This is a genomic window from Psychrobacter sp. Ps6 (assembly GCF_022129235.1).
Lineage (GTDB): Bacteria > Pseudomonadota > Gammaproteobacteria > Pseudomonadales > Moraxellaceae > Psychrobacter.
The window spans coordinates 271,687-295,398 of record NZ_JADQAI010000004.1; the positions used below are offsets into that span (position 1 = coordinate 271,687).

Sequence of the window (23,712 nt, forward strand, 5' to 3'; positions counted from 1 at the left end):
AATATAGAAATAAAAATATCTTAACTTTTATTAATATCAGTGTAAGCTCTATCTCTTCCTTTTATGCTTATAATAATAGCAAACTATCATTAATAAGTTAAATATAATAAATGCAATTTTACGATTGGTTTTATAAAACTATAATTGAGTCTCTCTATCGATTTTCTAAACAATAGAGAGAGCTGATAACCGTTATACTGGCGGCTGCAATTTTTCAGGATTTAAGCCTTTAACCGGAACCACTTCTTGTAAATGTTGACGTACCGTATCGATAGGGAATTTTTGCGCTTGCAAGCGTTTCGGAAGGATTTGGCTACCTTGCTGACCTTTCATCTCAAACATCATAAAGATATAGTCGTCAGTCTCATCCCAGCTCTTGATAGCAGTCCACGGAATAACCGCTTGCTGGGTCGCACCTGCACGCATTTGCATACCGCGCATTTGCGAGTTTTTCATCATCTCAGGCTGGTTGCTTGGCATCGCCATGACTAGACCATGTTTTTGTACACCAAGCTTCATTTGACGCATTTCATCTGGCATCTCTTGATCAGCAATTTGTTTTTCAAACTCTCTTTTTACATACCATCTAAAGCCTAAAGTACGCGCCAAAAGATAAATCACCACACCAACGAGCATCAACCAAAAAATGATGGTTGAGTAGCCTGTTACAAAGATCAGTCCTGCAACAGCAAGTACCACAACCACAGCCATAATGATCCATTCTTTGGTCTTAAAGCTCGACAGACCAAAAGAGGGGCTGGCACTGGCAAACAGTTCATATTGGGCTTGAAGAAATTCAGCTTCAGTCAGGTTTAAGGCGACAGGTTGGAGCGTGTAAGGATACAGGGCCATAAAGGTTTCTCAGATGCTTGTGTTAAAAGTGTTGGGTTTACATCGCCAAAGCCAAGTCGTGATGTACTACTTGGCTGTAGGTAAATAAAGGTATGCGCTTATCTTACCGAAAAGTACTCTTAAATGAAACATATAAGCGGTTCTGTTCACTGATAGCGGCGATATTAATGGCTTTAATAAAGGTAGATGAGCCTTATTAAAGTAAGTTGAACTTTAGGATATGTATTTCGGGTAAGTATAACTGGCTATGGATAATGAAAGTAGTAGCCCAAAATCACGCTAAAAGCGCTCAAAAAGGCTCAAAGCATGGTCAAATCTGCTGGGTCTTGGTATGATAGCGGCACCCATATAGTTTGATAAAAAATATGGCAGCATGGCAAGGTAGTTATTGAGTTATCAAGCTTTGCAATAAGTATAAGCTGACCAATAATTATACTAATAATGTTTTAACTTCTTATTCACTCTTAGTGTTACAGGCAACGATTATGATAGATCCAAAACTCTTACGCGGCGATTTGAGCGATTTACAACAGCAGCTGGCCACTCGTGGCTACACGCTTGATATGGAGTTTTGGCAGTCGATTGAATCCGAGCGTAAGTCATTGCAAGTCAAAACAGAGGAGTTGCAATCGCGCCGTAACACCGGGGCTAAGCAAGTCGGTGCCCTAAAAAAATCAGGCGAAGATGCCAGTGAGCTATTGGCTGAGATGCAAAGCGTTAGCGGTGAGATCAAAGCTGCGGAAGACGAGCTACGCACCTTACAAGAGCGACTCACTCAAGCGGCGCTACAGATTCCAAATATTCCAGCGGCAGATGTACCAGTGGGTACGTCAGAAGACGATAACGTAGAAGTGCGTAAATGGGGCACGCCGCGTACGTTTGATTTTGAGATTCAAGATCATACTCATATCGGTGAGACGCTTGGTATGCTCGACTTTGAGGCCGCGACCAAGTTGACTGGTAGCCGTTTTAACGTGCTAAAAGGTCAATTGGCGCAGCTGCATCGTGCACTGATTCAATTTATGCTCAACACCCATACGATGAAATATGGTTATCTTGAGACCTATGTGCCTTATATCGTCAATAGCGATAGCTTAAAAGGGACGGGTCAGTTGCCTAAGTTTGAAGATGATTTGTTTAAGCTAAGCAATCACACGAATAACGATGAGATGGATTTTTATCTCATCCCAACCGCTGAAGTGCCAATGACTAATTTAGTACGCGGCGAACGTTTGGATATCAAAGAGCTACCGCTAAAATTCACCGCGCATACGCCATGTTTCCGTAGTGAAGCAGGTTCGCACGGGCGTGATACGCGTGGCTTGATTCGTCAGCATCAGTTTGAAAAAGTGGAAATGGTCAATGTTGGCACCGCAGAGCAATCTGATGATTTGCTAGAGGCGATGACAGGGCAGGCCGAATATATCTTGCAGCAGCTTGAGTTGCCATACCGTACAGTACAACTATGTACGGGCGATATGGGTTTCGCCGCACAAAAAACTTATGACATCGAAGTATGGTTACCAAGCCAAGACACGTACCGTGAAATCTCTAGCTGCTCTAACTGTGGTGATTTCCAAGCGCGCCGTATGGGTACGCGTGTCAAAGATGGCAAACAAACCAGCTTAGCTCATACTTTAAATGGTTCAGGTTTGGCCGTGGGTCGTACGCTGCTCGCCGTGATGGAAAACCATCAAAACGCGGATGGTAGCATCACGATTCCAGAAGTATTGCGTCCGTTTATGGGCGGTGCTGAGACAATCTCAGTAGTATAAGTAATCCATCAATAGGGAGCTGTCAGTTGTTTAAGTTTCTGGCAGCATGCTATTTGGTTTTGCCACTATTTGTTATTTAACAAAACTGATGTGAGTCATTGCTAAATATAAACGGTCTTGTCACCGCATTTTTGGCTAGGCTCATAGCAAATATGTTAAAATTGCATTTTTATTTTATAGCCTATCCACTGAGGACGCCTGCCGCGTTTTTGGTGGATTATCCTTTGAGTAAACTCTCCTCTTATCTTTATACGACTCATTCGAATATTAGGACACTCTATGCCAGCTCCAATTAGCGAACGTAAACTAGCCAATGCCATCCGTGTACTGTCGTTTGACGCGGTTCAAAAAGCCAACTCTGGACATCCGGGTGCGCCAATGGGTATGGCTGATATTGCCGAAGTTTTGTGGCGCAAATTTTTGAAGCACAATCCAGCAGATCCTAATTGGCACAACCGTGACCGCTTTGTACTGTCAAACGGTCACGGCTCGATGCTTATTTATTCATTGTTACATTTATCAGGTTATGATGTGAGTGTTGATGACCTAAAAGGTTTCCGTCAGCTGCATTCAAAGACCCCAGGTCATCCTGAACTTGGCTACACGCCTGGTGTAGAAACGACTACTGGTCCACTAGGACAAGGTATTGCCAATGCCGTTGGTTTTGCGATTGCAGAAAAAACGCTCGCCGCACAGTTCAACCGTGACGGTCATAATATCGTTGATCACCATACCTATGCATTCTTAGGCGATGGTTGCTTGATGGAAGGTATCAGTCATGAAGTATGCTCACTCGCTGGCACATTAGGCCTGGGCAAATTGGTATTCTTCTATGATGATAATGGTATCTCAATCGATGGTAATGTCGAAGGTTGGTTCACTGATGATACCGAAGCGCGCTTTGAGTCGTACGGCTGGCAAGTTATCAAAGTCGATGGTCACGATACTGATGCGATCACGCAAGCAACTGAGCAAGCGATTGCAGAGACTGCTAAGCCAAGCTTGATCATTTGTAAAACCACCATCGGTGCTGGTAGCCCGAACAAACAAGGTCTTGCAGCCAGTCATGGCGCGCCACTCGGTGATGACGAAATTGCCCTGACGCGTGATGCATTGTCTTGGAAACATGCACCGTTTGAATTAGCTGACGAAATCTATGAAGCATGGGATGCTAAAGCCAAAGGCGACGTACAGCAAAAGAACTGGGATGCAGACTTTGAAGCGTATAAAAAAGCCTATCCAGAGCTTGCCGCAGAACTATCACGCCGTCTAAATGGCGAGTTGCCCGCTGACTTTGCTAGCCAAGCGCAAGCTTATATTCAGCAAACGCAAGAAGCGGGCGGTGATGTTGCTAGTCGTAAAGCTAGCCAAAATGCTATCAACAGCTTGCAGCCGTTATTGCCAGAATTGCTAGGCGGTTCAGCGGATCTAGCTGGCTCGAACCTTACGCTATTCAAAGGCGCGAAAGGCATCGAAAAAGACGCTGACGGCAACTATATCTATTACGGTGTGCGCGAGTTCGGTATGACCGCGATTGCCAATGGTATCGCACTACATGGCGGCTTTATCCCTTACGTAGCGACTTTCCTAATGTTTATGGAATACGCACGTAACGCCGTACGCATGGGCGCACTCATGAAGCAGCGCGTCATCCACGTCTATACGCATGACTCTATCGGTCTGGGTGAAGACGGCCCGACGCATCAGCCAGTTGAGCAATTGACGAGCCTACGTACCACGCCGAATCTACGTACATGGCGTCCGTGTGATGCGACTGAATCTGCCAGCGCTTGGGTAGAAGCAATCAAATCAGAAAACAACCCATCAGCATTGATCTTTAGCCGTCAAAGCTTGCCACATCAAGCGCGCGATAGCGAGCAAGTAGCGAACATCACCAAAGGTGGTTATGTATTGGCAAAAGAGCAAGGCGAGCTACAAGCCATCATCATCGCAACTGGTTCAGAAGTTGGCCTAGCGATGGAAGCGTACGAGACGTTAAGTGCAAACGGTGTTGGCGTCCGTGTGGTGTCTATGCCGTGTGCTGAGATTTTCGTCGAGCAAGATGCTAGCTATCGTGAAGCCGTATTGCCTGCCAATATCCGTGCCCGCGTCGCAGTAGAAGCCGCTCATGTAGATTACTGGTATAAGTTCGTTGGTCTAGATGGCAAAGTCATCGGTATGACCACTTATGGCGAATCTGCCCCAGCTAGCGATCTATATAAAGAGTTTGGTATTACCACTAATGCTGTGGTTGAAGCGGTAAATAGTTTGGTGTAATAAACCTAACTTAGTTGAAGTCTAAAAAAGAGCCATTAGAGAAATCTAGTGGCTCTTTTTTTATGATGGAAAGATGAAAATATGTTGACTAATTTTTATAAGAATCTATAATTCAGTTTGTAGTAAAAAGTTATTTTAAGTTTTTGTTATGTAACAAATATTCATGGTTTGATGCGTAGCACGAACCTTTAAACAGCTCCTTTGAGTGAGTACTCATATGCCATATCCTCGCGTAAATAAAAACCTTGGTTTAACCCTTTTCACTATTCTTTTTACTATCTCTTTAGCTGCGTGTGGGGGTTCTGGGGATGGCTCTGGAAGTGAAAATAATGATGACATTGTTAAGCCTAATACTCCTACGTCCACCGATAAATGCAAAGATAAAACTGCTAGTAATTCAGGGCAGGCTGACTTAGACGAAGATGGAATCATTGACGACTGCGACGATGACATCGATGGTGACGGCGTTGTGAATGCAAAAGACGCAAGACCTTTGGATGCCACTATTGCTGGCATCAGCACTAAATCTTATAAAGGAGACGGTTTTGGCTATATAAATGCAACTGAAAGTTTTTACTTTAATGGCAAAAATCAGCTGGTTGAGCAAGAATACCTATCATCTAGCAATCCTGATCGAGCTAATACCTCAACGCAGTTTACTTACGACAATAAAGATCGCCTAATTCGCCGCGAACAAACCCGTGGTCTCGATAAGCGAAGTGATGGTATCGAAGTATGGGTATATGATCAAAAAGGTCAGCTAACTGAGTTCAATACTAATTCTGATGGAGATAGTATTTTTGAGAGAACAGTAACTTATCAATATAATTCAAACGGTAATATCGAACAGATAGTAGAAAAGGATTCAAGTGATTCGAGGTTTTTCTATAATTCAACAAGAACATATACTTATAATAGCTCTAATCAGTTAGAAAAAATTGAGACGGATGAATATAACGACGGTAGTATAGACAGAGTTGAAGATATAACTTTTAATATTAATAATTACCTAGCTAAGTCTGCTCTATCTTTTGTAAGAGTTGATGAAAATACTAATAATGATGTTAGAGAATTGCGTAATACTTTAGAGCTCAGCTACGATAATCAAGGTAATGTTACAAAAGTTGTTGATAGCTCAATCGATTATGGAAGTGTTCGAGCTGTTACCTATAGCTATGATAATCAAAAAAATATTATTAGAAAGACAACTAATGACGAACCATCTGTTATCGATATTGAAGTTTCTTATAATAATTTAGGCTTAGCGACTAGTGCTACGGAAACATATGAAGGGTTTAGAGCTAACGTTCAGAATGTTACTAATAAAGCTGAATATAATAATGCAGGATACTTAACTAAAACTCTAGTAGATGTTAGTCAAAATGGAAAAATCAACCAAGAGATTACTTACAGCTATGAAGGAAGCGTCCCACTAAAGTTTAATATGCCAACATTTATAGATTTTGGATTATCTAATAATAGAGCTCCTACTGCGACTAGTTTATTGAATAAAGTGAATGCTAGATATACCGCAGATATGATTAAAGAGTCTTATTATGACTAACTATATATCTGAGATTGTTATGTCTATAAAGAGTTTACTGTAATTTAAGCATAAACTAAATTTTTAGTTTATGAGAGAGCCGTTAGAGTAGTCTAATAGTTCTTTTTAGTTGCACACCAAGTTTGATGAGCGAGATATTAAATGAGCAATAATTATACAGTCGATGACAATAGCATTGCTTCAAATCCCGGTAATACAGAGCTAAATAAATGGGTATGGTTTTGTCATAATAAAATGTTCGTAAGCTTATTGACACTATTTCTAATTTGCTCATTATTAGCTACGATGGTCATCGATGTTATGTATTTCTTAGTTACTGTTATTGCAGTAGTGATGAACCTTTATTACTGGGTAAATAAAAAGGAGCATTTTCTAAGTGGAGATTCAAATGGAGGTATTGTTGTAGATACTTATCCTACTCTCATTGCAGTTAATACAAATTTAACTAAAGGTTACGGTCATTTCCCAGTAGTCAAAATAATGAAATGTACTTCATTAGAAAATGTGTCTGTTGGCGATAGAGTACCAACAGTTGCGCTCTATACTGCCTCAACTAATGACGATTTAGCACATTGGCTAGACTTCAACCCTATTCCTTTATCCTACGCAACTAATGATGCAAAGATAATAAAGTTAGCTATGCAAAGTTATTCGAACGAACAGTGGGAGGAGTTGGAAAAATATTTATTAGAATTAGAGAAGCCATATAAGCCAGGTTTATATCATGTTGATAAAGAACAGAGTAATTGGAATGAGCAATTGAATGACTCTCTAAGTATTTTGAGTAGTATTGAACTTGAAGGAGGAAGTGGACGAATTAATCTAATGAAGATTGTAATTAGCGTAATGGTATTTATAGCTATTTTATATGGGCTAAAGATTTTCATTTAACGGGTATCAACCTAATGAGTTATTTCTCGAGAAATCTACAATGTCCCTAAAATCCAGTTTTAAAGGTTTCCTAGGTGAAACCGTCATCAATGTTGCCATGTGGCTTAAGCTTGAAAAAGATGTTTACCATAGATTAAACGGTATTACCTTGCCATTAGCTAATGGTGGCAGTACGCAAATCGATCATATTATTGTCTCTGTTTACGGTATTTTCGTGATTGAGACCAAAAACTATAAAGGCTGGATATACGGTAGCGAGAATCAAAGACAGTGGACGCAAGCCTTTCCTAATGGAAGTAAATTCAAATTCCAAAATCCATTGCGCCAAAACTACTTGCACATTAAGACGCTGGCAGATTTATTAGGCTTGGAGCTGAGCTATTTTCATTCGATGATTGCGTTCATTGGTGAGTGCGAGTTGAAAACCCGTGATGAGCTACCCGAGCATGTATTGACGAGTGGTATGGTCTCTTATGTTAAGAAGAAAAAAGATAAGCTACTCACCGAAGACGAGGTTACATCCATCGTTGAGCAGATTAATAGCAATAGGTTTAGCAAATCATGGCGTACCAATCGGCAGCACAAAGCCTATCTAAAAGATAAGCATAGTAACCCAAGCAAGAATACTGATAATCCTACACTTGAACCAATAGTTAAAGAAACTGTAAAAAGAACTCCTCTAAAAAGTAGGGAAGTACATGGATGGTCTGGTCAAACTGAGATTGAATCTAGCGAGTTACCGATTGATAGTTTAAATACTCAGCAGACAATCACACCGCATAACAGTATGTCGCATGATATGGCCAATAAAGTGTTTATGACGCCGTTTGAGGTTGTAGAATTTGAGCCACAGGTGGATGAGCCTGCGATACTTAAAGCGACAGACCATGACGCTAATATCGATCAAGCGCCAATCTGCCCAAGATGTAACGGCGAGATGGTTGAACGCATCGCAAAAAAAGGCGCACGCCAAGGACAATCCTTTTATGGGTGCGCGCAGTTTCCTAAGTGCCGAGGTGTGGTGAATATTACTTAGCCGTTAGTCACCTTAACCATATATCTCTTCCAAACGCAGACAAGCCACCAATCGACCGTCCCATTCGCGCAGTTGTGGCTCGATTTCGCTGCACTGCGAGGTCGCATATGGGCAGCGTTTATGTAGAGCACAGCCGCTTGGCGGATTAAGCGGGCTTGGTAGCTCACCTTGTAGCGTCAAATCTTTCTTTTGGCCATTTACTGTGGGTGCAGCCGCCAGTAATGCGATGGTATAAGGATGCTTTGGCGCATTATAAATGGCTTCTTTCGGCCCGTGCTCGACCGCTTGACCCAAATACATCACCATCACATCATCAGCGACATGACGTACGACTGATAAGTTGTGTGAGATAAAAACGTAGGCAGTACGATATTCATCTTGCAAATCCATAAACAGATTTAAGACCTGCGCCTGAATAGATACGTCGAGCGCGGAGGTCGGCTCATCAGCGACGACAATTTTTGGATTGAGCATCATCGCGCGGGCGAGGGCAATCCGCTGGCGCTGACCACCCGAAAACATATGTGGAAAACGACCAGCATGTTCAGGACGTAGGCCAACATTTCTCATCATCTCGTTGATTTTGTCACGCTTTTCTTCTTTAGACAGATTGGTATGAATATCCAACGGCTCCGTCAGTTGATAGGCGATAGTATGACGCGGGTTTAAGCTACCATAAGGGTTTTGGAAGACCATTTGAATTTCGGTACGTAAGTCTTTGAGCGCCTTTCTGCTATAGCCGGTGGTGCCTTCATCATTGATAAACAGCTCGCCTTGCGTAGGCGCTTCGATCAGCGTCAACTGGCGGGCAAGGGTAGATTTGCCGCAGCCTGACTCACCAACGACTGCGAGCGTCTTCCCAGCTTCAAGCTCGAATGAGATACCGTTTAGGGCTTTGACATACGCTTTTGGTTTACCCAGTCCTTGTGATACTGGGTAATGCTTGTGTAGATTGTCTGCTTTTAAAACCACTTTATTACTCATACTTGTGACTCCAAAATAGCAGCGTGAGAGATAGGGGTGCGAGAAGAGGGATCAGCATGAATACAGCGTACCTTACCATTCGGTGTATCCAAAATAGGCGGTGGTACATCACACGTTGGCTCTTTGTACGGGCAACGGGGAGACAATAAGCAACCGCTTGGGCGATCATATTGGCTTGGTACGACACCGGGTAAGCTGTTCAATCGATCTTGACCAATAGCCAACTCAGGAATGGCTTGTAATAGCGCCTCTGTATAAGGGTGTGCAGGATGTTGGAAAATCTCTGGAACGGTACTGGTTTCAACCACTTGCCCAGCATACATGACCGCGACATCACGCGAGTTTTGTGCAACGAGGCCCAAATCATGGGTGATCAGTACCATTGCCATCTGTTTTTCACGTTGCAATCGACCGAGCAAATCCATAATCTGCGCTTGTACGGTGACATCAAGTGCAGTAGTCGGTTCATCGGCGATGAGCAGTTTTGGCTCGCAAGCAAGCGCCATCGCAATCATAACGCGCTGGCTCATACCGCCTGAGAGTTGATGCGGATAGACCTTGAGTCGGTTTTTGGCGTCAGGCATTTCGACCAACTCTAACAGCTCTAATATACGTGCCTGTACTGCTGCACCGCGTAAACCAAGATGCTTGCGCAGTACTTCGCCCAACTGCATCTCAACGGTAAAGCTTGGATTGAGACAAGACATCGCGTTTTGAAAGATCATAGAGATGTCTTTGCCAATGATGCCGCGTTTTTCTTTGGCAGGCATACTGATCATGTCTTTATTATCAAACATCACTCGCTTGGCACGGACGGTGGCAGACGGCGGCAGTAGCCCCATCAGCGCCATCATAGTGACCGACTTACCTGAGCCGGATTCACCCACGACGGCGATGACTTCACCTTGTGTGATTTTTAAAGATACATCATCTACAGCGCGAAAGGCACGCTTTCCTTGACCAAAAGTAACCGACAGATTTTCGATATCCAACAGCAACGGCGCGTCTTTTGTTGATGCGCCATTCATAGAAGTATGAGTGGTAGGCGTTTTAATTAAGGTATCAGTCATCTTAGGTCACCTGCTTTAATTTGGGATCGAGCGCGTCACGCAGGCCATCACCCGTCAAGTTAATCGACAATGCAGCCAAGAAGATAGCGACACCTGGCCAAATAGCGAGCCAAACGTTACTTTGGATATATTGACGAGCCGTACCGAGCATCGCGCCCCATTCAGCATCAGGTGGCTGTACACCAAAGCCTAAGAAACCAATCGCACCTGCTTCTAAAATAGCAGACGAGAAAATCATCGTCGCCTGTACGATAAGCGGTGCCATACAGTTAGGCAAAATGGTAATAAATAATAAACGCAGTACGCCAGCACCCATCACTTGCGAGGCGATAAAGTATTCACGTTGTAATTCGACCATCGCGGTGGCGCGAGTCAGACGAATAAAAGGCGGCGTACAGACCAAAGCGATGGTAATAATCGTATTGGTCATAGATGGCCCTAAGATAGCGGCAATGATAATCGCTAGTAGTAAGCTGGGGTATGACATCAAAATATCATTGACCAGCATGACCGCTTTGCCCCAAACCTTGGGCCAAAATGCGGCACTAAGTCCTAATGAAATACCGACTAGCATCGCGAGGGTGGTTGCGCTCAGACCGATAAATAAAGAATAACGCGCGCCATACATCACCCGAGACAAGGTATCTCGTCCAGCATCATCAGTACCCAACCAAAACATCGCATCGCCGCCACTCAAAAAGGCTGGCGGCAACTGCTCTTGGCCGGTAAACAATTCATAAGGGTCGTGGGGTGCAATAGTGGGCGCGAGTATGGCAATGATGACCATCAATGCCAATACAATAAAACCAAGTACTGCGCCTTTATTGCGACAAAATGTCGATAAAAATAGCTGCCAAGATGATGGTGGTGTGGCGGCCATGAGTTTGACATCAGAGGGGAGAACAGAAGGCTTCATGAGCAGTTCCTATAGTGGCTAGCGCAGTGACAGTTTTTAGAATTTTGTTCCTAAAAAAGTACTAAGCATTGCTAAAATATCACTTCAGCGCCAATCCTCACTATTTATAATATGAGTATTTATCAATGTGACATTAAGAGGTATGTCGAATACGTGGATTGATCAGACCATACAAAATATCAATAAATAAACTGACCAAAATCAAGGCAGTGGCGACTAGTAAAATACCGTTTTGCACAATGGGGTAATCACGAGTGAAAAAGCCATCGAGGAGCCAATTACCAACACCTGGCCAGCTAAAGATAGTTTCAGTGATAATCGCGCCCGCAAGCAGCGTCGCCATTTGCAAGCCAACCACAGTGACCACGGTAATCAACGCATTACGCATCACGTGTATCATTATCACGCGGCGTGGCGATAAGCCTTTGGCTCTGGCAGTACGCACATAGTCTTCATCCAACACTTCCAGCATCGCAGAGCGTGTCATCCGCGCGATCATGGCGAGTGGGATAGTCGATAAGGCAATTGAAGGCAAGATAAAGTGTTTGACCACATTCCAGAATGCGCCCGGTTCTCCTGATGTGAGAGAGCCGAGTAACCATGAACCGTATAGTGGCTGGACATCTAAGAACTGTGCGACAGAAATTACCCCAGCAACGGGTAAAAGGCCAAGATAGTGAGCGAATATACCAGTTAGGATAGGTCCCAATAGATAGATCGGCATTGAGTATCCTGCCAGCGCTCCTGACATCAGGGTATAGTCAATCCAAGTACCACGGCGTAAGGCGGCAAAAATACCTAAGCTCACACCAATGACACTAGCAATGACAATCGCGCACAACGCCAACTCTAAGGTTGGTACGAAGTGAGCAAAAAAGTCTTGTAATACGGGAGAACGAGTACGAAAAGATTGACCAAAATTACCGGTCAATATACCCGTCAAATAGTCCCAATATTGGACAACGAGTGGTTTATCTAATCCGAGTCTTTCTAAGGCGCGGGCATGTAGCTCTGGATCGACCATACGCTCACCCATCATGATCTCGACAGCATCGCCCGGTACGAGACGAATCAACGTAAAGGTCGATAGCGTGAGGCCAAGATAGACAGGAATGAGAATGGCAATACGGCGCAGAATATAAAGTAGCATGGGCTGCTCAGTAGTTGTGATTCAATGAGTGGAGTGGTAGCGATGAATGAAGTCGTCCGTGACCATGCATTTAAGTCATAAGGCACTTGAGTGAAAGGCAATTAAATGACAAATACTTAAATAATGAGCACTTAAATGAAAAGTATTTAACGCATATAAATACGGCTGGAACAGAGATTCTGAGCCAGCCGAATACAAATTAAATAATAGTGCATGTCGTACCGGACTTAATTAGCTAAGGCTATTCGACCTTCACGCCATCGAAGCGTACAGCACCAAGTGGACTGATTTTGAAATCCACAACGTTTGGTGCAGTGAATACGGTGACTACCGAATGCGCCATTGTCGTCCAAGGCAGTTGCTCTTTGAATATTTGCTGAGCTTGTATGTAGTCATCCACACGCTCATCTTGATTGGTCACCTGACGCGCCTTCATGACTAAATTATCAAAGTCTTTATTACACCAGCGTGAGTAGTTGTTACCACCGACAGCGTCGCAAGACAATAATGAACCTAGCCAGTTATCTGGATCACCATTGTCGCCAGTCCAACCTGCCAAGATCACATCAGGCTCACCTTTGGCAGCGCGTTTTAAATACTCGCCCCACTCATAGGTTACCAGTTTGGTATTAACGCCAATCTTCGCCCAATCGGCTTGCAGCATTTCAGCCATTAGCTTGGCATTGGGGTTGTACGGACGTTGGACAGGCATATACCACAGGTCGATGCTCATGTTATCAGCACCTGCTTCTTTAATCAGCGCTTTTGCTTTTTCGACATCATAAGGCGCATCTTTAAGCGATTTATCATACCCCCACTGCGTTGGAGGCATTGGGTTGGTTGCTTTAAGACCTTCGCTTTGATAGACGGCATTGATAATCGCGTCTTTATTAATCGCCATATCTAACGCTTGACGGACTTTAAGATCACTAAGCTTCGGTTTTTCGACGTTGTAGCCTACATAGCCGACGTTAAAACCTGGTTGATCAAGAACGGTGGCTTTACCAGATTTTTTGACCGATTCAATTTCGGCAGGTTTTGGATATGCCGATACATGACATTCACCCGCTTGAACTTTTTGCGCACGAACCGCTGAATCCTTGGTGATAACAAATACGAGGTTATCGATGTAGATGTTATCTTTGTCCCAATAGTCTGGGTTTTTGGTATAACGAATTTGCGCGTCTTTTTGATAAGAAGTGAAGACGAAAGGACCAGTACCAACTGGTTTGGTATTAAGGTCAGCGGCATTACCAGAAGCCATCAATTTGTCTGCATATTCAGCAGAATTGATATAAGCAAACGGCATCGCTAAGTTCTGTAAAAATGGTGCGTTGGTCTCGCTTAGAGTAACTTTTACCGTGTAATCGTCAACTTTTTCAATGTTAGAAATAATATCAGGCAGTCCCATGCCAACTGAATACGGGAACTCAGCGGGATAGGCTTTGTTGAATTCATAGTCTGGGTTGGTAAGACGTTCTAGGGTAAAAATAAGGTCGTCTGCGTTAAAGTCACGGCTTGGCGTGAAATAATCGGTTTTACCGAACTTGACACCTTTACGTAGATTAAAGGTGTAAGTCTTGCCATCTTCGCTAATATCCCAGCTTTCAGCCAGTCCTGGCTGAATCTCAGTACCGTCTCTTTTAAATTGTACCAAACCGTTATAAATAGGGTAGGCGCTCGCATCAAAATCTGTACCTGCGGTGTACTGTGCTGGATCGAAACCAGCAGGGCTACCTTCTGAACAATAAAGCAAGGTCTTGGCAGCTTTGGCATCTGAGCTGACAGCAGATTCATCAGTGGTTTTGTTGTCGCCGCTACAGGCGCTTACACCCAAGATAAGCGTGGCCAACATCGTAAGTTTAAAGAGTGATTTTTGCATTATTACGTCCCATGTAATGATAGGTAGTCACTCATATATTTACCTAGTTTGTATTCGACCATGAATACAATGTGCGAGAAATATAATGAGCAAGCACTAAACTGACTTTGAGTATTTATTCTAACGATATATTTTTACAAAAAAATACAAAATTAAAGTTGATATAACTTTAATTGATGTAGTTAAAAACATAACGATATGAATAGTTGTTCGAATATACTCTCATAAATAGCCGTAATGCAAGAAATATTTGAACTAATTTTTATAAAAAACATGGGTTTCTGCTCGTTTTGATATTATTTTGATCAATAATATCAACCATTGTTTCATTCTATCCCTGTGATACCAATAGGAATGAGACGCAATAATGTATTAATCCTTAATTATAATTTTACTCAATAAAAACAATCAGAAATAAATTGGTTACATTTTGTGTATGTCAATTTATGAGAAATTGAGGTTATGAGATATTGAGAGGATACATAATCTACGTAGTGACTACCTCAGCATCACTGTGTTTTGCCTTAATAAGATCTGCTATTTTTTCAGCAATCATGATGGTTGGCGCATTGGTATTGGCACTAATGAGTGTCGGTATGATTGAAGCGTCAATAACCCGTAACCCACTCACACCGCGTACTTTTAATTCTAAATCAACCACTGACTTATCATCCGCACCCATACGGCAAGTGCCCACGGGGTGATAAATAGTGTCTGACTTATTGCGGATATAACCGAGCATGCCGTCTTTTTCGATATAAGGGGCGGGGTAGTCTTCGGTGATGTACTTGGCGAGTGCGGACTCTTGCATAATAGCGCGAGTACGCTCGGCACCTGCCACCATATGCTCGACGTCTTTTGGATGTGAGAGGTAGTTGGGATCAATCAGTACGGCGTCAGAAGGATCAGCTGAGCCTAGTCTCACGGTGCCGCGGCTCTCAGGACGCAGGTAGCAGCTGTGGCAAGAAATGGCATAGCCACGTCTCAAATCGCGACCATGCTCTATCACGCGCGAGATGACGAAATGCAACTGGGTATTTGGCCACTCTTTTGGCGCGTCGCCCACACTAAAGAAGGCACCCGCTTCTGCATAATTGGTAGATAGTATCCCTGTACCGTCTTTTCTCCACTGCCGAATGCTCTTGGGTAATGTCGCCATGGCTGCCAGACCGATGCCGATGACATCAGTGGTATTGACCTCGTAATCAAAAACGACATCCAAATGATCTTGTAGATTGCCACCGACGTCAGGTGCGTCTACCACGACATCAATGCCATGCGACTTTAGATGCTCAGCCGGTCCGATACCAGACAGCATCAGGACTTTGGGCGAGCCAAACGCACCACCTGATAAGAGGACTTCATGACGCGCCTGAACGGTATGCTTCACACCATCTTTTTCGTAGATGACACCAGTGGCTTGATGGTCTTCGATAATGACGCGGTTGGCTTGCGCATGGGTAATCACGGTGAGGTTCGGACGGTTTTGCACAGGGTGCAAGTAAGCCGCAGCAGCAGAGCAGCGTTGGCCTTGTTTTTCACCATGAAAATGGGTAACTTGATATAACCCTGCACCGTCTTGTTTTTCGCTATTAAAATCGGTGTTATGGTCGAGACCATTGGCGACGGCAGCTTCTACAAAGGCTTTTGAGATGTCTCGCGGACTCAGTAAGTCGCTAACATGCAGCGGTCCACTATCACCATGCAAGGCATCACTACCGTGAATATTGTTTTCAGCTTTGATAAAGTAAGGCAGCACATCATCAAATCCCCAGCCGGTGCAGCCTTGTTCCACCCAGCGCTCATAATCTAGCTTACTGCCCCGCGTATACACCATGGCATTGATTGCCGATGAGCCACCCAAGCATTGCCCGCGTGGCTGAAAACCGCGACGATTATTGAGATGCGTCTGAGGGGTAGTATGAAAGCACCAGTTATTCAATTTGAGCGGCTTGCCAGGAACTAACAGAATCAGTCCAGCAGGCACGCGTATCGCAAGATCCTTACCATCGCCGCCGTATTCTAATAGGCAAACGCTGATGTTTGGGTTCTCGGTGAGGCGGCTCGCCAATACACAACCTGCAGACCCACCGCCGACGATGACGTAATCAAATAGTGTGTCAGATTCCATGTCATATTCCTTATAGCGTCCATGCTAATCAAAATAGTTTAAGCTTTACCATATCCATTATTTTGTAGAAATAATAAAATATAAATGACTCGGTGGTATCTATTTATATAAGTACAGGTTTATACGAGTATAGGAAAGTACGCTGGTATGTTGATACTCAGCTTATCGATTGGAATTTATGATATATCATCTGATACCGAGCAGACCTCTGAGCGAACGATAAAACGTTTGCCTTCAGGTATCTCTAGTGAAAAGCTAGCACCGCGTCCTTTGACGACATCAATGGTCAAATCGGTATGCTGCCATAGATTGTATTGTGCGCGCCCCATATAAAATGGACAGCCAGCAAGATCACCAACCAGCACATCCTGACCACCCACTTTGAACTCCCCTAATGGATAGCACATGGGCGAGCTGCCATCACAGCAGCCGCCTGATTGATGAAACATCAAATCGCCATGCTTTGATTGCAATAGTTCAATGAGTGCCTTGCAAGACTCTGTTGCCATAATTTTCATCATCAACTCCTTAACTATTTACATTCGCAATAGTTAAAAACTATCGCTAAAAACCATACGATGATTAAAAACCATATAGTGACTAAACTTCGAGCTGTAGCTCGAACTATTTCTAATAGGCTTTAAAGCAAAAATGCAACCTATCCTGCGATAGATTGCATTTGTTTTCTATCTACTGTCATCTTCTCGCAGTTTATATTAGAAGAACCCCATTTTTTTAGGATTGTATGAAACCAGCATGTTTTTGGTTTGTTGGTAATGATCGAGCATCATCAGATGGTTTTCGCGTCCAATACCTGATTGCTTGTAGCCACCGAACGCTGCATGTGATGGATAAATATGATAGCAGTTGGTCCATACGCGGCCTGCTTGGATACCACGTCCGAAACGATACGCCTTGTGTACACTACGGGTCCATACACCAGCGCCTAGACCATACAAAGTATCATTGGCGATCTGCATGGCTTCATCGTCGTCTTTAAAAGTAGTAACCGCGAGCACAGGTCCAAAGATTTCTTCTTGGAACACGCGCATATCATTGGTACCTTCAAAGATAGTTGGCTTAACGTAGTAGCCATCTGCTAGGTCGCCGTCATGTTTGGCTTGCTCGCCACCGACTAGGACTTTTGCGCCTTCTTTTTTACCGATATCAAGATAAGATAGAATTTTCTCTAGCTGATCTGAGCTGGCTTGCGCACCAATCATGGTATCCGTGTCTAATGGATTGCCCATTTTGATGGCTTCGACACGAGCGATACAGCGTTTGATAAATTCATCATAGATGCTCTCATGTACCAGTGCCCGTGATGGACAGGTACAGACTTCGCCTTGGTTGAGCGCGAACATGACTAGACCTTCGACCGCTTTGTCCAAGAAATCATCGTCTTCGTCCATAACATCGGCAAAGAAGATGTTGGGGCTTTTGCCGCCAAGCTCTAGCGTCACTGGAATGATGTTTTCGCTCGCATACTGCATGATGAGGCGACCAGTCGTGGTCTCACCAGTGAAGGCGACTTTATTGATACGAGGGTTTGAGGCGAGTGGTTTACCTGCTTCGACCCCAAAGCCATTGACGATGTTTAGCACGCCTTTAGGCAAGATATCAGCAATACCGATGGTCTCTAACATATATAGAACGGAAGCTGGGGTTTGCTCAGCAGGTTTCATGACGATACAGTTACCCGCGGCTAGTGCAGGGGCAATCTTCCATACCGCCATTAGGATAGGAAAGTTCCATGGGATAATCTGACCCACGACGCCGAGCGGCTCATGAAAATGATAAGCAACCGTGTCTTCATCGATTTGGCTAATGCCGCCTTCCTGCGCACGAATGGCACTGGCAAAATAACGGAATTGATCGATAGCGAGTGGAATATCTGCCATCAAGGTTTCGCGCACAGGCTTACCGTTTTCATAGCATTCAGCAATGGCGATGGCTTCTAGGTTAGCTTCCATGCTATCTGCGATTTTTAATAACAAGTTAGCACGTTCAGCGACGCTGGTTTTGCCCCAAGCGTCCTTAGCAGCATGGGCGGCATCTAGGGCTTTTTCGATATCGGCTTCTTTTGAACGGGCAACTTGGCAAATAATCTTGCCATCGATGGGGCTTGGGTTGTCAAAGTACTCGCCATCGACAGGAGGAGTCCACTCACCATTAATAAAATTATCGTATTTTTCGCGGAATTGGACGGGACTGTTTTCAGTATTGGGATAAGCGTATAACATTAACCACTCCTTGTTGTGTATGATGATTATTTAAAATATGACTATTTATAGACAGCCATTTAAAAATGAATCCTTGGTCTTCCTGAACCAATTATTCCTCTATCGTACTGAGCTTTTAGGCAGAACGATAATGATTTTTTATAATGATATATTTTGTATCACATAACTTTAAGTTATATAGTGTGGGTCAGTTAAAATGGTCCGCAAAGTGAGTGCAGCTGTTATAATTGTGGGCATCTACTTTGGCTTACTGTGGTTATTGCCTTAATCACGGTGGCTTTCTTTTTTATACTATTTTTTTCATAATATTGGTTGGTTTGGATCTATGCGTCAATCTTCTGCTCTTGATATCTTAAAAACAGGTCAAAACGTCTTTTTGACTGGCTCGGCAGGCTCAGGTAAGACTTATACCCTCAATCAATACATCGATTATCTACGCGCTCGCCGTGTGCCAGTGGCGGTGACGGCCAGTACTGGTATTGCCGCCACGCATATGAATGGCACGACCATTCATAGTTGGTCAGGCATCGGTATCAAAGATGAGCTGAGCGACCGAGATTTGACTAATTTGTCACGCAAACAGTTCTTGGCAGACAGATTAAAAGACACAGCGGTACTGGTCATCGATGAGATATCAATGCTACATGCCAAGCAGCTCAATTTGGTCAATCAAGTACTCAAGCATATTCGCAAAAACGACAAAGCCTTTGGCGGCATCCAAGTCGTCGTCGCAGGAGATTTTTTTCAGTTACCGCCGATTGGTAGTAAAGGGGAGACCAATCGTGAAAAGTTCGCCTTTATGTCTGAGGCGTGGCTCGATGCCAAGTTCCATATTTGCTATTTATCAGAGCAGCATAGACAAGTCAGTGAAGCGGCAAATGGCGGGCTTGATTTGGATGATATTCTCAACCAAATCCGTCGTCAGGAAGTGACGTTTGAGGCGATTGCCGCCTTAGAGAATACGTACGATCAAAGCGTCGATATCAAACGCACTCGTCTCTATACGCACAATCTCAATGTCAATAAAATCAATGACAAAGAGTTGGCACTGTTAGACGGTGAGATGATGCGCTTTGAGGCGACCACCTCTGGTGACAGTAAGCTGGTTGAGACCTTAAAAAAGACCGTACGTACCCAAGACGAGCTGATTCTCAAAGTGGGTGCAAAGGTGATGTTTATCAAAAACAATGCCGAGCTTGGGGTGTCTAACGGGACGATGGGTGAGCTGATTGGGTTTGCTGCGGTCAAGCTAGATGACAGTAAAGACAGTAGTGATGCGTTAATTAAAGATGATACCAGTAGTGACAGTGAAGATACTGATGAAGCGACTGATAAAAAGACGATCAAAGACAAAAAAAGCGCTGCCAAAAAAGAAGCTGAGCAATCAAAAGCAAAAAAACCAACGACACAAAAAATGCCTGTGGTCAGGCTGAACTCAGGACGTGAAGTCATCGCTGAGCCTGAAGAATGGATTATCGAAGATGAAGCGGGTGAGGTGCTGGCAAGTTACCTACAAGTGCCGCTCTGTCTAGCATGGGCGATTACGATTCATAAATCGCAAGGCATGACCCTTGACGCCGCTGAAATCGACTTGTCGCGTACCTTTGAGTTGGGACAAGGCTACGTGGCGTTATCACGCCTCAAATCATTGGCAGGATTGCAGCTGCTAGGTATGAATGACATGAGCTTGCAACTAGATCCGCTGGCACGCGGCGCAGACAAGCGCTTTTTGGTACTGTCTGACGAAGCAGACGCCAACTATGCCATGCTCGATGAAGAAAGCATGCAGCAGGCCCACGAGAAGTTTGTCTTAAAGTCAGGCGGTACACTGAGTAAATCTGTGATTGATGCCTATGCCGCGCTGCAAAAAAAGCGCCGCGAGCAGCAGCAAGCGCAAATCGATAAAAAACAAAAACTAGGCAATCAAGTCTCTGACAAATCAGAAAGTACCTTGCGTGCGACTAGAGTATTATTGGAAGAGAGTTTGACCATCGCGGAGATATCACAAGCCCGTCAGTTGTCACAGTCCACCATCATGCGCCATATTGGTGAGCTAAAATCGCAAGATCCAAGCCTCGCCTGCGATCATCTACGTCCAGAGGATGAAGTGATGACCGCGGTTGGTAATGCTTATGTCGCTATCAAAGTCGCGAACAATCCGAACGATTTTAATGATGATGGTAGTATCAAACTGCGTCCGATATTTGATCATCTCAAACAAAGCATCGATTACAACACCATTCGTTTGGCATTGATTTTTATCACGCCGTAATTTTTTATGACATGATAGTTTTTTATGACATGATAGTTTTTTATGACATGATAGTTTGTTATGACATGATAGATTTTTATGACTCTGTAGGTTTTTTGAAAAACCAGTATTAAACCAACTATTAGAGCGTGTCTAAAGCGACAACGCTCATTCTTTATATCCCTTTATAGCGATATCTTTTATGCCTGATTTTTCTAGCGCCACCTACCAGTTGACCTCTGACCCGATAGCGGCGACGTATCGTACTACTGGTGAACACTCACAGCCACTGAGAGTCGCTATCAATGGCTTTGGTCGTATAGGGCGCAATGTTCTGCGAGCCTTGCTAGAGCGCTTTGAGGTGTTAGGACGTGCCATTCATGTGGTCGCCATCAATGATTTGGCGCCAGCAGATATTTTGTTGCATTTATTAAAGTTCGATAGCACGCATGGTCGCCTGAGTCGGTTGGGCGTCAATGCTGAGATTGTAGACAGTGGAGCAGATAAGGATAGTAGAACTCAGCTCTGTCTGACCAAAAATAATCTGACCTATTGTATTAATATGCTCTCAGAGCCCAATCCACAAAACTTACCTTGGCAGTCGCTGAATGTCGATGTGGTATTAGAGTGTACGGGGCATTTTCGCTCGTATGAGCAAGCCACTCTACATATTGAAGCTGGCGCACAGCAAGTAATCATTGGTGCCGCGCCATTCGATGACGTGGACGCTTGTATCGTCATGGGTGTGAATACTGATGCACTCACGCTTGATCTACCGATTATCTCCAGTGTCTCTTGTACCACGCAGGCATTGGTGCCGCTGATTGATACACTTGATAAAGCATTTGGTGTGAAATCTGCCATGATGACGGAGATTCATGCGGTCACCGCTGACCAAACTGTGCTTGATCAGGCGCATCGAGACCCAAGACGGGCGCGTGCTTCTGGCTATAATATTATCCCTACGACCTCTAGTAGTATCGCTGCAACAGAGCGTGTCCTACCAGCGATGGTGGGCAAGATAAATGGGCATTCGATACGCGTGCCCACCATTGATGTGGCAGCGATTGATGTTACTTTTGTATTTGATACGCCAGACGTCAGTGTCGAGGCTATCCGTGATGTACTCAAATCTGCCAGTCAGGCGCACCTACATGACATCATGGCCTATACCGATGAGCCTTTGGTCTCTAGTGATTTTATCCATCAGACTGAGTCGCTTATCATTGATGGTCAGCAGCTGATGCAAGTAGGCGAGCAGTACAAGGTTTTTGCTTGGTATGATAACGAATGGGGGTATGCCAACAGGCTACTCGATATGTGCTTACATCTGGCGTACAGCAAGCGATAATGCACAATTTAGAAGTATTTTAAAATTAATTGAGTTTTTTTAATTTAGGGGCTTGCATTATAAAATGATATCTATATAATGATGCACCAATGGAGACGTGGCAGAGCGGTTGAATGCACCGGTCTTGAAAACCGACAAGGGTTAATAGCCCTTCGAGAGTTCGAATCTCTCCGTCTCCGCCAAATTCGAAAAAGCCCCAATCAGCAATGATTGGGGCTTTTTTTATGGGTCTGTTATATATAAAAAAAGATTGAATCACATGCTCTGCAAAATTTTAAATAGTACGTTGTACGGCTATTTTGCCAGTGAGCTGCCAAACTCAACAGTCTGATCATCTGCTAATATAAGTGTGCCTTCCTCAATCTCGATTGTCATGCCGTTGGGGTTTTTGATTGCACGCATGACATTGATGTCCTCAATACTACTCTCGATAATGATTTTGCCAGATTGTTCTGGCTCGATAGCTGGATCGAATTGTATCAAGGGAACATTGAAGCTTTTACCTTGCGTAAGATTAGCATCTTTCATGCTCAGCACGCCTTTGAAGCTCTGTATAGCGACATCGCCATGATTAGATAGCATGAACTGCATTTTGACTTGGTTTAAGCTATCGCTGTCACTGGTCTTAATTGGTAGTAGGGCGACAGGGTATTTCTGTGCTGTCGCATTTGCCGCCTGACCAGTCACAACGGGGCTCTTCTTGCCCGTTGGATTATTGGGATGCAAACGCTCGTACTCACGTTGCTGTATAAGTGCTTGCTTAATCGTAGTACGCGGCATGGCGCCTGATTCATAAGCCTCGCTGAGTTTCATCCGCAGCATATATCGGCTCAGCACTTGCTGATCAGCCGCAGGTAATTGCTCAAAGGTTTGCCCTAGCTTTTTTTGCCACTGGTCAGAATCAGTCGGTATGGTTGTTTTGCTGGGGTCCGTTTGTGGTGATGAGCAGCCAGGTGCAATCGCTAGCATCGCCACCGTTATGCTCAAACACAAAGTTTTATTAAAACGATTTTGTAAACTCATCATCGTACACCTCCTTATACATTTTTATTATGATAAAACCTGACGAACAATCGCGACTGTTATTCTTAATATACCTCGTTTAAGGAGAGGTTTTGTTTAATTATGGCTAACTACCGTAGCAAACTGACGATAGTGTCAAAAAATCAGTGCTGTGAAGTATGAAAAGAATGTATAACGGTTAAAAGTTTTAATAAAGCTTTACTCTGGATAATAGCTCTGGATAACAGCCACAAAAAAAGACCAAGCTTGCGTTAGCAAACTTGGTCTTTTTTATAAAAGTCGTTATCGGCTACTATCTGACCTCATAGTGACTTCT

At 43.9% G+C, this 23,712-nt stretch carries 17 protein-coding genes and 1 tRNA gene; 8 read left to right on the forward strand and 10 right to left on the reverse strand.

Going from position 1 to position 23,712, the window contains the following annotated elements; translation table 11 throughout:
• Positions 1-192: 192 nt before the first annotated feature.
• The gene (locus I3255_RS07040; protein ID WP_238038180.1) at positions 193-852 is read right to left on the reverse strand and encodes a YcxB family protein; all 660 of its coding nucleotides are present in this window, start codon (positions 850-852) and stop codon (positions 193-195) included.
• A gap of 485 nt (positions 853-1,337) precedes the next feature.
• Between I3255_RS07040 and serS the strand changes: the two genes are divergently transcribed.
• The 5 genes from serS (at position 1,338) to I3255_RS07065 (ending at position 8,395) form a co-directional block, all read left to right on the forward strand.
• On the forward strand, positions 1,338-2,627 hold the full coding sequence (serS, locus tag I3255_RS07045; RefSeq protein WP_238038181.1) for a serine--tRNA ligase: 1,290 nt from the start codon (positions 1,338-1,340) through the stop codon (positions 2,625-2,627).
• A gap of 279 nt (positions 2,628-2,906) precedes the next feature.
• Positions 2,907-4,904, forward strand: coding sequence for a transketolase (gene tkt, locus I3255_RS07050; RefSeq protein ID WP_238038182.1), 1,998 nt, complete (start codon positions 2,907-2,909; stop codon positions 4,902-4,904).
• A 217-nt stretch (positions 4,905-5,121) separates the two neighbouring features.
• Positions 5,122-6,468, forward strand: a complete 1,347-nt coding sequence (locus tag I3255_RS07055; RefSeq protein WP_238038183.1) for a hypothetical protein — start codon at positions 5,122-5,124, stop codon at positions 6,466-6,468.
• Positions 6,469-6,609: 141 nt separating this feature from the next.
• Positions 6,610-7,359: a DUF3239 domain-containing protein gene (locus I3255_RS07060; RefSeq protein ID WP_238038184.1), complete on the forward strand. Its 750-nt coding sequence runs from the start codon at positions 6,610-6,612 to the stop codon at positions 7,357-7,359.
• A gap of 40 nt (positions 7,360-7,399) precedes the next feature.
• Entirely contained in the window at positions 7,400-8,395 is a 996-nt protein-coding gene (locus I3255_RS07065) for an NERD domain-containing protein (protein WP_238038185.1), read from the forward strand.
• A gap of 12 nt (positions 8,396-8,407) precedes the next feature.
• Here the strand turns inward: I3255_RS07065 and I3255_RS07070 are convergent, their stop codons facing one another.
• The 8 genes from I3255_RS07070 to I3255_RS07105 form a co-directional block, all read right to left on the reverse strand.
• Complete coding sequence (locus I3255_RS07070; protein ID WP_238038186.1) at positions 8,408-9,379, reverse strand: peptide ABC transporter ATP-binding protein; 972 nt, start codon at positions 9,377-9,379, stop codon at positions 8,408-8,410.
• Positions 9,376-10,449: an ABC transporter ATP-binding protein gene (locus tag I3255_RS07075; protein ID WP_238038187.1), complete on the reverse strand. Its 1,074-nt coding sequence runs from the start codon at positions 10,447-10,449 to the stop codon at positions 9,376-9,378. The genes I3255_RS07070 and I3255_RS07075 overlap by 4 nt, the downstream gene beginning before the upstream one ends.
• A gap of 1 nt (position 10,450) precedes the next feature.
• On the reverse strand, positions 10,451-11,365 hold the full coding sequence (locus I3255_RS07080) for an ABC transporter permease subunit (RefSeq protein WP_238038188.1): 915 nt from the start codon (positions 11,363-11,365) through the stop codon (positions 10,451-10,453).
• A gap of 133 nt (positions 11,366-11,498) precedes the next feature.
• Positions 11,499-12,515, reverse strand: a complete 1,017-nt coding sequence (locus I3255_RS07085; RefSeq protein WP_238038189.1) for an ABC transporter permease subunit — start codon at positions 12,513-12,515, stop codon at positions 11,499-11,501.
• 241 nt (positions 12,516-12,756) lie between these two features.
• Positions 12,757-14,397, reverse strand: coding sequence for an ABC transporter substrate-binding protein (locus I3255_RS07090; RefSeq protein WP_238038190.1), 1,641 nt, complete (start codon positions 14,395-14,397; stop codon positions 12,757-12,759).
• Positions 14,398-14,884: 487 nt separating this feature from the next.
• On the reverse strand, positions 14,885-16,528 hold the full coding sequence (locus tag I3255_RS07095; protein ID WP_238038191.1) for a GMC family oxidoreductase N-terminal domain-containing protein: 1,644 nt from the start codon (positions 16,526-16,528) through the stop codon (positions 14,885-14,887).
• Positions 16,529-16,704: 176 nt separating this feature from the next.
• The gene (locus I3255_RS07100) at positions 16,705-17,046 is read right to left on the reverse strand and encodes a DUF779 domain-containing protein (protein ID WP_238038192.1); all 342 of its coding nucleotides are present in this window, start codon (positions 17,044-17,046) and stop codon (positions 16,705-16,707) included.
• A gap of 198 nt (positions 17,047-17,244) precedes the next feature.
• The gene (locus tag I3255_RS07105; RefSeq protein WP_238038193.1) at positions 17,245-18,771 is read right to left on the reverse strand and encodes an aldehyde dehydrogenase family protein; all 1,527 of its coding nucleotides are present in this window, start codon (positions 18,769-18,771) and stop codon (positions 17,245-17,247) included.
• Positions 18,772-19,096: 325 nt separating this feature from the next.
• Between I3255_RS07105 and I3255_RS07110 the strand changes: the two genes are divergently transcribed.
• The 3 genes from I3255_RS07110 (at position 19,097) to I3255_RS07120 (ending at position 22,555) form a co-directional block, all read left to right on the forward strand.
• A complete protein-coding gene (locus tag I3255_RS07110; RefSeq protein ID WP_238038194.1) occupies positions 19,097-21,043 on the forward strand; it encodes an AAA family ATPase in 1,947 nt (648 codons plus the stop codon).
• Between the two features lie 181 nt (positions 21,044-21,224).
• Complete coding sequence (locus I3255_RS07115) at positions 21,225-22,373, forward strand: type I glyceraldehyde-3-phosphate dehydrogenase (RefSeq protein WP_238038195.1); 1,149 nt, start codon at positions 21,225-21,227, stop codon at positions 22,371-22,373.
• Positions 22,374-22,464: 91 nt separating this feature from the next.
• Positions 22,465-22,555, forward strand: a tRNA-Ser gene (locus I3255_RS07120).
• A 112-nt stretch (positions 22,556-22,667) separates the two neighbouring features.
• Here the strand turns inward: I3255_RS07120 and I3255_RS07125 are convergent.
• A complete protein-coding gene (locus tag I3255_RS07125; protein ID WP_238038196.1) occupies positions 22,668-23,399 on the reverse strand; it encodes a hypothetical protein in 732 nt (243 codons plus the stop codon).
• Between the last annotated feature and the right edge of the window lie 313 nt (positions 23,400-23,712).